At 51.1% G+C, this 13,669-nt stretch carries 11 protein-coding genes; 9 read left to right on the top strand and 2 right to left on the bottom strand.

Going from position 1 to position 13,669, the window contains the following annotated elements:
• Positions 1–4: 4 nt before the first annotated feature.
• From FGI41_RS01250 to FGI41_RS01235, 4 genes are all read left to right on the top strand, one after another.
• Positions 5–3,430 (top strand): GMC family oxidoreductase N-terminal domain-containing protein, encoded by a 3,426-nt coding sequence (locus tag FGI41_RS01250; protein WP_139488078.1) that lies wholly within the window; start codon positions 5–7, stop codon positions 3,428–3,430.
• Between the two features lie 33 nt (positions 3,431–3,463).
• Complete coding sequence (locus FGI41_RS01245; RefSeq protein ID WP_139488077.1) at positions 3,464–4,276, top strand: N-acyl homoserine lactonase family protein; 813 nt, start codon at positions 3,464–3,466, stop codon at positions 4,274–4,276.
• Between the two features lie 706 nt (positions 4,277–4,982).
• Entirely contained in the window at positions 4,983–6,371 is a 1,389-nt protein-coding gene (locus FGI41_RS01240; protein WP_139488076.1) for a hypothetical protein, read from the top strand.
• An 85-nt stretch (positions 6,372–6,456) separates the two neighbouring features.
• Positions 6,457–7,779, top strand: a complete 1,323-nt coding sequence (locus FGI41_RS01235; RefSeq protein WP_139488075.1) for an ATP-binding protein — start codon at positions 6,457–6,459, stop codon at positions 7,777–7,779.
• Positions 7,780–7,876: 97 nt separating this feature from the next.
• On the opposite strand, the gene FGI41_RS01230 is transcribed toward FGI41_RS01235, so the two are convergent.
• A complete protein-coding gene (locus tag FGI41_RS01230) occupies positions 7,877–9,190 on the bottom strand; it encodes a S8 family peptidase (protein ID WP_139488074.1) in 1,314 nt (437 codons plus the stop codon).
• Positions 9,191–9,281: 91 nt separating this feature from the next.
• Positions 9,282–10,508 (bottom strand): hypothetical protein, encoded by a 1,227-nt coding sequence (locus tag FGI41_RS25660; RefSeq protein WP_139488073.1) that lies wholly within the window; start codon positions 10,506–10,508, stop codon positions 9,282–9,284.
• Between the two features lie 309 nt (positions 10,509–10,817).
• On the opposite strand from FGI41_RS25660, the gene FGI41_RS01220 reads away from it, so the two are divergent.
• The 5 genes from FGI41_RS01220 (at position 10,818) to FGI41_RS01200 (ending at position 13,645) form a co-directional block, all read left to right on the top strand.
• On the top strand, positions 10,818–11,372 hold the full coding sequence (locus FGI41_RS01220) for a DJ-1/PfpI family protein (protein WP_139488072.1): 555 nt from the start codon (positions 10,818–10,820) through the stop codon (positions 11,370–11,372).
• 110 nt (positions 11,373–11,482) lie between these two features.
• Positions 11,483–11,698: a hypothetical protein gene (locus FGI41_RS01215; protein ID WP_139488071.1), complete on the top strand. Its 216-nt coding sequence runs from the start codon at positions 11,483–11,485 to the stop codon at positions 11,696–11,698.
• 148 nt (positions 11,699–11,846) lie between these two features.
• Positions 11,847–12,386 (top strand): cupin domain-containing protein, encoded by a 540-nt coding sequence (locus FGI41_RS01210; RefSeq protein ID WP_139488070.1) that lies wholly within the window; start codon positions 11,847–11,849, stop codon positions 12,384–12,386.
• 71 nt (positions 12,387–12,457) lie between these two features.
• Positions 12,458–12,676, top strand: a complete 219-nt coding sequence (locus tag FGI41_RS01205; protein WP_139488069.1) for a YuzF family protein — start codon at positions 12,458–12,460, stop codon at positions 12,674–12,676.
• A 72-nt stretch (positions 12,677–12,748) separates the two neighbouring features.
• Positions 12,749–13,645, top strand: a complete 897-nt coding sequence (locus FGI41_RS01200) for a manganese catalase family protein (RefSeq protein WP_139488068.1) — start codon at positions 12,749–12,751, stop codon at positions 13,643–13,645.
• The last annotated feature ends 24 nt before the right edge of the window (positions 13,646–13,669 follow it).

The raw sequence follows: 13,669 nt of genomic DNA, 5'->3' as shown, positions 1-13,669 counted from the left end.
ATTCATGATGAAGTTATCCTTTCCACATTCTTTTATCAAAGAAAAGTACGATGTGATTGTCATAGGCTCCGGTTATGGCGGCGGGATCTCCGCTTCCCGCATGGCCCGCGCCGGTCAAAAGGTGGCGGTGCTGGAGCGCGGTAAAGAGTTTCAATCAGGTGATTTCCCTGACACCACCCTAGAGGCCGTCTCTGAAGTGCAGGTCGACACCCATGCCGGGCATCTCGGTTCCCGCCTTGGTCTGTTTGATTTTCGTGTGAATGAAGATATGTCTGCACTGGTGGGCTGCGGACTTGGCGGTACCTCGCTGATCAATGCCAACGTATCGTTTCGACCGGACAACCGCGTTTTCCAAGATCCGATCTGGCCGAGTGCCTTGCGTGATGACACCGAAACCTTGTTGGCAGAGGGATTCCGCCGCGCAGAGGAGATGCTTCGACCAAATGCGTATCCGCTTCATTTTCCAAAACTGTCAAAATTAGAAGCGCTCGAATCTTCTGCCGCTTCGATGGGCGAGACCTGTTACCGTGTGCCGATCAACGTGACCTTCACAGATGGGGTCAACCATGTCGGCGTCAATCAGCAAGCCTGCAATCTGTGCGGTGACTGTGTGACCGGGTGCAACCAGACCTCGAAAAACACCACCGCGATGAACTACCTCCCAGACGCGAAAAATCACGGAGCAGAGATCTACGTGCAGACCAGTGTCCGTTATGTGGAGCAGCATGGTGATGAGTGGTACGTCCATATTGAACTGTTGGATGATTCCGGCGAAGTCTACGCTAACCAAGTCATCCAAACCAAGCTTGTGATCCTTGCCGCAGGGACGCTCGGATCGACGGAAATCCTGCTTCGTTCCAAGCAAAAAGGCTTGCAGCTGTCCAATCGTCTTGGTCAGCGCTTTTCCGGCAACGGCGACGTGCTGGGCTTCACCTATGACAGCCCGCGCGAGATCAACGGAGTGGGCTTTGGCAACCATGATTCCTCCGAGCTGGAAGGTGTCGGCCCATGCATCACCGGCGTAATCGACATCCGCAACACCGAAGACGTGGAAAAAGGCATGATCATCGAGGAAGGCTCGATTCCGGGTGCGCTCGCTAAGATTTTGCCTGTCGCCTTCCAAGCGGCTTACGATATGGAGAAGAAAGAAGAGCTGGAAGAAAACGGTGCTTCCAAAGAAATCGCAGCTACGGCTGAGCAGGATTCCACGATGAATCCGCTCGGTACGGTAGAGGAGATTGCAGGCTCCCTGCAGGCATTTGGCCGCATGACCGAGGATGCTTATCACGGCGCAGTTGACCGTACCCAGACGTATCTCGTCATGGCGCACGATGACAGCGACGGAGTCCTGCGTTTGGACAACGACCATCTGCGTATCTCCTGGCCGGGTGTGGGTGAGAAGCCGATTTTTACCGATATCAAAGGCAAGCTGAAGCAGGCATCCGAAGGGATCGGCGGCGATTTCGTCCGCAACCCAATGTGGAACAAACATATGAATTACGATCTGGTCACGGTTCACCCGCTCGGCGGCTGTGCGATGGGCGAAGACGCTGAGACTGGTGTCGTCAACCACAAAGGTCAGGTATTCTACGGGGTCACCGGAGATGAGGTCTACCAAGGTCTTTACGTGGCAGACGGCGCTGTCGTTCCGCGTTCGGTCGGGGTCAATCCGCTGTTCACGATCTCTGCAATTGCTGAGCGCAATGCCAAGCTGATCGCTGAGGATTACGGCTGGACCATCGATTACAGTCTGGAAGCATTCCGTCCGGTACCGCTCTTGGAGGAAGCGCCGGGTGTTGAGTTCACCGAGACCATGCGCGGGAAGATCACCGACACGGCTGGTAACGAATCCAAGCTGGAATTCACGCTGACCATTCTGTTTGAAAACCTCGATAAAGCACTGGCTGAGCCGAATCATCAGGCGATCATCGACTGTGGTACGGTGACGGCTCCAGCCTTCTCCGAAAAGCCGCTGGTGGTGACGGAAGGGACGTTCAAGCTGTTCACCAAATCCCAGGATATGGTGGAGACCAAGCAGATGATCTACAGCATGAAGCTATTGTCTGCGGAAGGCACAGCCTATTACTTCGAAGGAAGCAAATATATCCGCGACAACAACGGCTTCGATCTCTGGTCTGACACGACAACGCTCTACTACAGCCTCTACAAAGGCGAAGATCTTCACGGTGAAAAAGTGGGCGAGGGTGTCCTGCATATCGCCGCGCTTGATTTTGCCAAACAGCTGACGACGATCAAGGTGCCGCATGCCAAGGATGCGCTGGAGCGGATGAAATACGTGGCGAAGTTCGGTTCGTATTTCTTCGGGGAGCTGTATGATACGTATGGCGGTATTTTTGCCAAAGAAACGGTGTTCAACCCGGATGCACCTCCGCGTAAAAAGCGTCCGCTGCGCGCTCCAGTACCTGAGCTGTATGCACTGCAGACGGCAGATGATGTACGCCTGCGCCTGACCCGTTACCAAGGCGGGACAAAAGGACCGATCCTCGTCGCACACGGCGTGGGTCAATCCAGTGCGATGTACACCATCGATACCGTGGAGACCAATTTCGTTGAATACATGTGCGCCAACGGCTATGATGTCTGGCTGTTCGACTGGCGTGCGAGCATCGTGCTGGATTCTTCCAAGCAGATGTTCAGCTGTGATGACGTCGCCCAGTATGACTTCCCGGCTGCCGTCTCCAAGGTGCGTGAGGTGACCGGGGCGGATACGGTGCAGGTCGTAGCCCGCTGTGTGGCTTCCATCTGCTTCCATATGGCGATGCTCTCCGGCTTGCAGGGTGTGCGTTCTGCCGTCGCACTGCAGATCGGTACACACATGAAGCTGCCATTGATCGGCAAGGTGAAGGTAGGTCTGCACATTCCAGATATCCTCGACGCGGTAGGTGTAGATGAGTTGAATGCCTATGTGGACAGCAAGCGCAGCTGGCGCGACAAGCTGTTTGACATGGCGCTCAAATTCTACCCGATGGAACAGGATGATGAGTGCCACCATGCGATCTGCCGCCGGATTGCCTTCATGTACGGGGTGGTCTACAACCATGAGCAGTTAAATGAATTGACCCATCAGACCGTCCATGAGTACTTCGGGGCGACCAACATGCGTATCTTTGAACATCTGGGACGCATCGGGCGTGAAGAGAAGCTGGTCTCCATCGATGGTGACGATATCTACATGCCGCATCTTGACCGTCTTGCGATCCCGATCTCCTATATCCACGGCGGCGAGAACAAGGTGTTTTTGCCAAAAGGTACGGAGATCACGTACGATCTGTTGTGCGAGACCAATGGTGCGGGGCTTTACAACCGCTATGAAATCCCGAACTACGGTCATCTCGACTGTGAAATCGGGAAGCATGCGGACCGGGATGTTTTCCCATACATTTTAAAAGACTTAGACCAACACAACTAAGAGCGGCAACAGGGTTAAAAAGAGGTGAGAGGATTGCCAACTGTAAAACTACACATTCTCCATACGGGCAGCTGCACGATCGACAGATCCATCGCCTTTGACGAATGCACGTTGAATCCATTAGCCATCACCGGCTTGTTTCGCTCTGAGGATGACAAACTCCACGTTCCCATCTCCACCTATCTGTTGGAGCACCCGCAAGGCCTGATCCTGGTCGATGCGGGTCTTCACACCGATATCCGCGTAGACGCGCAGGCTCATCTGGGGATGTTGAACAATTTGGTCATGAAAGCGAAGCTCCCGCCCGGTCAGGCGATCCATGAACAGCTGGAGGAGATGGGGATTCGCCCAAGAGATCTGGACTATGTGGTGTTGACCCATTTTCACACCGATCATGTCAGCGGCCTCAAGCATGTCGCCGAAGCCAAGCGGATCATCACCAGCGAACAGGAATGGGAGGCGGCCAACTGTCTGAATCCAAGCTATGTGCCTGAGATGTGGGAAGGGGTGGAGGTCGAGACATTTGCCTCCAAAGAAATTCCCTTCGGCCCCTATCGTGAGGGGATCGATCTGTTGGGGGATGGAAGCATCTATGTCATGAATGCCCCGGGTCATACGGAAGGTCACACGTCCTTGCTGGTGAAGACGGAATCAGGCTGGGTCTATCTCGCCAGTGATGCGGGATATGCCAATGCGTCATTTGTCGAGCGTATTATGCCGGGCATTCGTACCAGTGACTCAGCGGCTCGCCGTTCGCTTGAGTATGCGAGTGATTTTATTAAGCGGGATGACTGCTGTCTGTTGATTGCGAATCATGATCCGGCTATTACGCCGATGGTGATCTAACTAAGGATAAGTCAACGATTGATACACTGCTTCTTTGGATAGGAAAAGGGACTGTCGATTCATGTCGGCAGTCTTTTTTTATTGGTTTGGTGGTTGCTCCGGCAGGAGCGTGAGGAAGATGATCTGTTCTCCAGTCGCCTTTCCCTCACTACGTTCAGCCGGTCTCCTTATGAACAGATCATCTTCCTCACGCTCTGGTGGGGGCAAAGCTTGTTAATAAAAAAGCAAGAGCGGGTGATGCTCTGTGAAAAGTTCCCTACATTCTTTAGAAAGTCGCTCTTTTATATATCTTCGATATATATTTTATCTTCATTTAACTGTAGTCAGTCCAAACATCCGACAGCCCATTATTTTATCAATTTTCATCTTTCACATAAAAAGCTGGTTCATCCGCCTGGAGAGGGAGTGTGATCTGTTTGTAAGGAGACCGGCTGAACGTAGTGAGGGAAAGGCGACTGGAAAACAGATCACACTCCCTCTCCCAGCCGGAATACCAGCCAATATAAGCCGTTGGCTAATTTTTTTCGTTAATAAAAATATGACTGATGTAAATATTTAAGAAATGACAATTTTCTTAAAGGAATTTGTCGAATGAAGGCGAATTGTTGTACTGGGTTTATTTTTCCTCCCCAGAATGGGAACGATCTAGAATAACGCAACCGTGGAAGGAATAATGCCACAGAATCGTTTGATGGAGGGAAAAGAGATGAAGCAAAATCAGAAAAAAGCAGGCCGGACAAGGCTGACCATCTCGACGATGGCACTGACGCTGTTAGCAAGCACGGCACTTTTTGATTCCACGGGATATGCATCAGAAGCATCAACAAGAATAACCACTCAGAATCCACTTATAGCCGCAGCAGCCAAGACTGGCACAGCAATGCTTCCATCCATACCGGCAGCGGAGCAAAAAGCTCTATTAGAAGAGTTTCGGCAACATCTCGAAACCTACTACAGCATCTCCTTTTCCGGTAACGTTACCGGAGCCGAATTCGAAGCGGCACTGTTGAAGATTCAAGGAACAGCCGCAGGTACAGCGGTCATCGCGGGCAAGTCTGCCACTCCAGCTGCTACCGTAGATTTCAAGGTGACGGCAGCGGTCAGCAAGGTGATCGAGGCAGCACATCTGAAGGAATTGGCACAGACGTATCCACAGAAAAAAATCACCAGCGTCCTCACCAAAGCAGGACTGGAACGCTACAGCAAGCAGCTGTCCAACCAGTCTGCTCAGGAATATGCCGTCTTAATCGATCTTCAGATGGTTCCGTCTGCGATGTACGGATCACTTAATCCGACCCAGCCTCTGCATGCTGACTTGGCGACCTGTCTGCTCGGTAAAGTCCTTGTGCTCAACGGAACCTATGAGAACTATCTCGGGACGACCGCTGATGCAGATATCTACAATAAAATGATCCACGCCTGGCAGACACAGCCTCTGATCCAATCGGCCGACCTGCAAAAGATCGTTGACCAAGCCTTAAAGCAAAACGTGGTCACAGGCTACAATCTAAAAGACCTGCGTTACGCTCCGCGCTTCCACGATCTTCGGACGATTACCTACGGACACAGCAGCATCACCCACGCCATCCAATTGATCGGCCTGATGAAAAGTGAAAACCTCACGGCAAAAGTACAGCTGGAACCAAAAACATCCGCATTCCTCTATCTCAAAGAGTGGGGAATCCCGGAAGAAACCCCTGATTTTCAGCTGGAGCCGATCGGGGACGGCAATTATATCGCGTATTCCAAAGAGTACGATCTGCATTTTGAGTTCGCCACAGAAGAACAGAAGAAGCGGTTCGACAGCGTGATTTCGGCATATGCCAAGCGCAACCAAGAGGATATGACAGGTCTGATCATCGACTCCTGGTGGCAGCCTCTGTACTATTCCATGAACCAGCTGCCGGAGTATAAAGAGATCACCAACAATTACATGATCCAAGGCAATTACCTCGCACAGACGTTCACCCTTAATGAACAATCCGCGCCAACCGTAGCTGCCCTATCCCAAATCAGTCCCTCTGTGAAGGTCCATACATATACGTTCTGGGTTGACCTTCCTTTCTACAACTACTTGATCGGCGATTATAAATAGCAAATTTTTATGCCGTTTTGTACGGGTTAGGTTTGCTATTATAATAAAATAGTCAATCCTACTAACATGACAGAGGATTTTTACCATGATCAAACACATGACCATTTTCAAAACCCGTAAGATTGCCCTCATTTTTCTGGCCGCCGTCTTGATTCTGTTTGCGTTGACGGCGACGAATGTGGTTGTTTCTTATATCAGTACCAAGCAGACCGTAGAGCTGTCGATCGCCAACCAAGCCATGCAGACAGCAAAGTCCATTGCAGAGTCGATGGATCAGGAGACGTATCGGCGTTTTTTGAAAAATCCCGTACGCAATGAGGAGTATTGGCACATACGGGATTACCTCAACGACGCCAGGGGAAAAATCGGTGCGCTCTATGTATACACCCTGCGGATTGATAACCCCAAGCTGTCCCATGCGATGGTGGTCGGGTTGCCGCGCGAGGTGGCCGGTTATCCGATCAATGAGCCTTGTACCGTACCCGAGGCACAGGTGAGGGCGGCGTATGCAGGCAAGCCGTTTCTCACTGGCATGATTGAAGATCCCAAGTACGGCGGCTATCTGACAGCAGGTGCGCCAATCCTTGCTGATAACGGTGAAATTCTGGGCTTCGTCGCTATCGATATGGACGTGAAGATGGTAGACGAGGTAGGGAGACAGGTAATTCGAAGCAGCTTCGCGACCTTTGTCTTCAACGGATTATTTGTACTGGCCCTGTTCGTGATTTTTGCCCTGCTTCACAACTGGTATCAAAAAGAGCTGAAGCATGCAGTCGGCGAGACAGAGCGGGCGTACCAGCAGGAGCTGCGTTCGATTTTGACCTCGGTGAAATCGATCCATCATGACTTTGCCAACCATATGCAGGTCTTATATGGACTGCTGGAACTGAAATACTATGAAAAAGCGCTTCAGTACCTTAAATCGCTGATGAAAGAAGTAAAAATCGCCGACCTGTCGCTTCGGGTGGACAATCCGGCTTTGCTGGTACTGCTTCAGACCAAATGGATGACCGCCCAGAAAAAGCAGATTGAGTGCCTGTTCGATGTGTCGAATGACTCGTTTGAAGAGGTGAAGTCGGCTGATTTGATCCGGATTCTGTCCAATCTGATCGACAATGCGATGGATGCCACACTGGAGATGCCGACCAATGAGCGGTTCATCAAGGTGGTCTGCCGCAAGCAGAATGAAGAATACCAGATCGTCGTGGAAAACACAGGCAGACCGATCCCTCCAGACAGGCGCGAGCTGATTTTTCAGAGTGGATATTCGACCAAGAAGCAGACGAATGGCAAATCACGGGGAATCGGTCTGGAAATCGTCTTGAATACATTGCGCTCGTACCGTGGGACCATACAGGTGAAGTCTGATGAAAAAAGAACTCATTTTGATATTCGTATCCCGGTATAGGACAGATAGCGCTACCCAGTAATCCTTTCCTCTTGTCAAAAACGGCAAAAAAGACACGTGAGTATCTCTCTCGCGTGTCTTTTCTTATGTGCTCGGGTCAACGGACGGCTTTTTCCGCATTCAAATAGCCTTGGCCTTGGGTATTGGGCGGCAGACCCCAGTTATCGGCTGTCATCATGAGGCGACGTTTTACTTGGAACGGTGTGAGGGTAGGGTATTTTTGCAGGAGAAGGGCGACGACTCCGGCACAGATCGGGGTAGCCATCGAGGTTCCGGAGAGCACGGTGTAGTTGTCATCTATACGGGTCTCAGGTGACAACTTGTCGATGTAGGAGTTGGGAGCGCGCAGGGAGACGATGTTGACACCGGGTGCCAGCAAGTCAGGCTTGACAAGGCCGTCGATGGTAGGGCCGCGGCTGGAAAAGTCGGCCACCTGATCATCTTGGCGGTTGGTTGTATTCTGATCATCCATGGCTCCGACCGTGATCACGCGGGGACTGATCCCAGGACTTGCGACCGTGCGCGGTTCGGGTCCTTCGTTACCGGCGGCGACGCAGACGACAATCCCGCTGATCCAGGCTCTTTCGACGATCTGCACAAGAGGGTCTTCGGCTGCTGGCGTGGTGGCTGGTGTGCCAAGTGACATGGAGATGATGTCGATCGAGTACTCATCTCGGTTGTCGATGCACCATTGTACGCCTGCCATGATCGTGGAGAGCGAGCCTGAGCCTACTTTATTCAAGACCTTGACCCCGACGAGCCGCGCTTCAGGTGCGGGCCCTTGGTAGATGCCATCGGAGGAGAGACCATTGCCTGCCGCATCTCCCGCACAATGTGTACCGTGTCCGTTGTCATCATACGGATCTGGGCGATCATTAACGAAATCGCGAAAGGCAACAATCCGGTTGGTGGGTAAGGTCAGATCTGGATGCGGATGAATTCCGGTGTCGAGGATCGCAATCGTGACACCGTTGCCTGTAAGACCAGAGCGGTTGACGATATGGGCTCCGATGGATGGGGAAGCCACATCAAGGAAGGCGCGTACTTGTCGATCGGTATGAATTTTTTTGATATGAGAGCAATTTGTAAGCAATTCCTCCAAAGCATTGGCCGTCAGTTTGGCTGAACAGCTGTGGACACTGGATAATTCATGTCCCATGACACAACGGCTATGGTGTTGGCAGGTATCTTTTACGCTTTGAATCCCTTCTGTGCAAGCCGTCTCATCATGATGAAACTCAATAATGACATCATGCCGTTTGAAACGTTTGGCCAGCCCCTCAAATGACCGGTGAAATATACAGGGGACCCACCGAAACGGACGATACAGCTCCAACAGCTGTGTACGCAGTGTACGGTCCAGCTTGGCACTGTGACGCCGAACGGTTTGAATCATAGAAAAACCGAACATCGTAACCCTCCTAACCAACGGTAGTGCTATATCGTATTGGTTAGAAGAGAAAAGAGGCACGGTGTTTGACCCTTGGCAAATGTGTGTTTCTCTACTTCAGCTTCGCTACTCCAAAGGCAAAATGCTTCCAAAGGATATTTTCTACCATCTCGATCTGTTTCTCATCACAATCTACCAGAACGACCACCTCGGTTTTGATTTTGCTGACAGGCCGGGTGTCTTTCGGTGATCGAATCAACATGTCAATCAGCATCCCGATGAAAAAGCCCGTCACAGCACCGATCAAGCCCCAGATAATCGGTCCCCATGCCAGTTTGAATCCAATGGAGGAGGCGATCACGGTAAGCGCGGTGGCACAGGCGATCCCGGTATCAATGTAGCTGATCCCGTCTGAGCGGTGCATCGTATCCAGGATTTTTTTCGGTTGATCGGCTATGCGGTCGAGTGGTACAGCCAGTATGTTTTTTCGGTCGATCCCGTTCTCCTCAAGCGCCGTGAGAGCCATCTCCAGATAGATGGAATGATCAAAAGATGAGATGACCCGCATGTGATCCGCCTTCCTTACCTGATAATTCTCTTTTAAAAAGTATCGCTGTTCTTTATCAAATGCTTTGTTGCTCTCTACCGTATTGACATAGGCATCATATAAAGCAAAACAATAAATAGAAGGCATAAACATCAGCCATTTCGGGACGAGCACGTCGGTTGCATGCCGAAAATCCCCCAGCAATGTATACTGAATTCCTTCCAGCAGGTGTGACAGATAAGTGGTACCAATCCACGCCAGAAGGATATAAAAAGCGGACGCAATCCGGTGTATATACAATTGACCCATGCCAGGCATCAGCAAAGACCACAAGAGTGCAAGCCATGGATTTCGTTTGTCCATGTAGTTAATCTCCAGCCCGGTCATATGAAATGGCGGAGTAAAGGCTCGTTCTCTATTGGCCAAAATGAATTGGTTATTTAAGTCAATCGTGGTCCGATAGCTGTCATAGACGGCAAACAGATAAACCGGTGCATATAACGCCAGCCATCTTACGTCAATCACTGATTTTGCCAATTCAAATTTTCCTGTAAACGAGTAGACCATCGCCTGATTCAGATTCGACATGGAGTTGATGACAAGCTCCCATCCGATCAGGATATAGCCTCTCAGATATTTTGCCAGCAACAGATGTCCAAATCCCGGAAAAGCAATCGACCACCACGCGACTATCCAAGGATTCCGCAAATGAAGCTGTGTGGTGCCAAGGATGCTGACATAAGCGGTTAGTCGGCGGGGCGATTTGTTTTGATTTGATAAGTTCCTCGTCATGAGAAAGATCACAACCTTGTATGAAAATGCTTTTCCTATTATCTCGAAAATGATGGATTTCATGTATGAATATGGAAGTTGTTAACAAAAGAATGGACGCCGAGATGTGAGCGCCAACGAATATCCCATTGACGAGTCAGACATCCGCTATCGAAAGCGCGAACACGGTTAATGAGAGCAACCGGCAACGATACAGCCTTAGCACGACGAAATAACTGACATCGACTTGTCCAATCTGATGTATAATACAGAAGAGGAACATTTTTCCTAACGAACTCAATATTCATCCAACCAAGGGAGGAACTTCTCATGAGCAAAAAAGTACTGATTGTCACAGGCGACGCCGTTGAGGCACTGGAAATCTACTACCCGTACTACCGCTGTCTGGAGGAAGGCTTCGAGACCGTAATCGCGTCCCCGAGCAAAAAGCTGCTCAATACCGTGATCCACGATTTTGAACCTCACAGCGAGACGTATACCGAAAAACCAGCTTACCGCCTTGAATCCCATGTGGCATTCTCCGAAGTCAATCCAAGCGACTACGACGCCCTGATCATTCCGGGTGGCCGGGCGCCTGAATATATCCGTCTCAACGAATACCTCAAGCCAATCGTGGCTCACTTCTTCGAGACCAACAAGCCGGTTGCATCCATCTGCCATGGTTCACAGGTGCTGGCGCTCGTCCGTGAGCATCTCCAAGGCCGTGAGCTGACCGCTTACCAAGCATGCCGCCCTGATGTAGAAGCATGCGGCGCAACCTATGTGAGCAGCAGCACCCTGCATGTCCACGGCAACCTGGTGTCTGGTCATGCCTGGCCGGATCTGCCTAGCTTCATGCGCGAATTCATCAAGCTGCTCCGATAACGTACATGAGAAAGGCAAAGGGAAGCGCTCACTCGTAGCCCAATTCCCTCCTGTTTCGGATACCCGTCACCTATCCCGTACATCCTAACCGATGTCGAGGGGGTGACCGTATGAACCAATCCAGCAGCAACCCAACCAGCAATCCAAGCAACACTCAGAACCAATCCATGACCGCATCCTCATCCGATGCCAATCGTGATCAGCTTGCCTATGCTGTCGAGGACACCGTACCAGTCGGTTCCATCGACAAGGGCCGCGTCGGGGACGAGGGACGTCCAGAAGAGCAGTATCCGATTCCCCGCGCGAAGCCGAACCCTTTTGAGTAGGCATAACCAGACATCAACATGCAGCCTCTGCCAGATCGACCGGCAGAGGCTGTTTCTTGTGAATAAAAAGAGGTTTTTGTCGAAATAGCGAGAATAGGATATTCATTCCAATTACATCGAGAACAAGATCATAAGGAGGATATCCATTTTGGAAAAAAGCCGGACCATCATCAATCCCGTCGTTGGAGACAAAATGACCTTTCTCAAAACCACCGAAGAGACCAACGGCGAATTCCTGCTGGCACTCGTTGAGCTGCAGCCGGGTGGCGGGGTCGATCTGCACTACCATGCCACGATCCAAGAATCATTCAAAGTCGTGCAGGGAGAGTTGACCGTGATAGTGGGGGAAGAGACACATGTCCTTAGGCCCGGTCAGACCGCGATCGCACCGATCAACAGCCACCACGCTTTTTGGAACAGAACAGATGGGCCCATCAGCTTCGAAGCCGAAATCCGTCCGGCCCGCAATTTTGAAGCAGTTTTTAGGATCGGCTATGGACTGGCCAATGACGGACAGATCAATTCCAATGGGCACCCGAAAAACATCTGGCAATCCGCCCTGCTGTATGAGATGGCGGAGACCTATACGCCTAAAGTACCGCTTTTTATCCAAAAAGGAATGGGCAAAATCCTCGCCGCTATCGCTAAATGGAAGAGCGTTGAGAAAAGCTTCGAAAAATATCTGTAGCCCACGATGAACCAATGCGTGAAGTCTGCTCATAAGATAGGGTGAAACACCCAGAGGAGGAGACATCACGAATGAATACCCAACCTAATGTGAATTTTACGGCTCATCTTGATCCATATGTGTACCAGACCCTGCAAGCAGCGTGCGGCCATGTGGTGACCATCGAAACGGTGCGTGGCAATCTTCGGGGAGTTGTTGCAGACGTCGCACCGGATCATGTCGTGCTGCAAATCGCGGATTCCACCTTTTTCATCCGAATTCAACAGATCGTCTGGGTAAGACCAGAGTAAATATGGAATGAGACAGACCTCCCCCCTCATATCTCATCTGTAGGGTAACTACGATGATGTGGGGGGAATTCCATGTTTAAGCGATATGATCGTCTGGCGATCGATCTGCCAAAACCGAAATTTGCTGACCCGAATGCAGCGGCCGCCGTGCAGGAGCTGTTGGGTGGACGTTTCGGCGAAATGTCCACCTTGAACAACTATATGTACCAATCCTTCAACTTCCGTCAACGCAAAAAACTCAAGCCGTTCTACGATATCGTAGCCAGTATCACCGCCGAAGAGTTTGGTCACGTAGAGCTGGTCTCGCATACGATCAACCTGTGCTTAGATCGGGTTACCTTCCCTGGAGACCCAGATACAGCACCATTGCAGCCTGGAAAAGATGCGCGTATGTCTTATCACTATATCGCGACCGCCCAGACCTCGTTTCCCGTCGATTCGCAGGGTTCACCGTGGCGCGGGGATTATGTCGTATCGAGCGGCAATATCGTGTTTGATATGCTTCACAACTTTTTCCTGGAGTGTGGCGCACGTACCCATAAGATGCGTGTCTATGAGATGACCTCACACCCGACCGCCCGTGAGATGATTGGCTATCTGCTCGTCCGCGGTGGCACACACATCATCGCTTATGCCAAAGCACTGGAAATACTGACCGGAGCCGATGTCACCAAAATGCTCCCGATCCCTAATCTCGACAACCGTGCTTTTGAGACAGCGGTCAAATACGAAAACAAAGGACTCAGCAACATCCTCTACACCTGGAGCGAGACCGACTACCGTGATATCGACAAAATCTGGAACGGCCCCAACCCAATGACAGGTGAACCACTGCAAGTGATCATCGGTGCACCAGAAGGCGCCCCTATGACTGACTTGGAAGACAGACCGGAGGAGTTCGCGCCTGGGGTCTCCTACGAGGATTTCATGGAGATCGCCAGAAGGCTGCAACGCAACGCCGGATTGTAGAGGGACGTTTTACATAGAAGACCT

Source organism: Brevibacillus dissolubilis (genome assembly GCF_006170445.1).
Taxonomy (GTDB): Bacteria; Bacillota; Bacilli; order Brevibacillales; family Brevibacillaceae; genus Brevibacillus_B; species Brevibacillus_B dissolubilis.
This window is presented reverse-complemented; position numbering and strand designations above follow the sequence as displayed.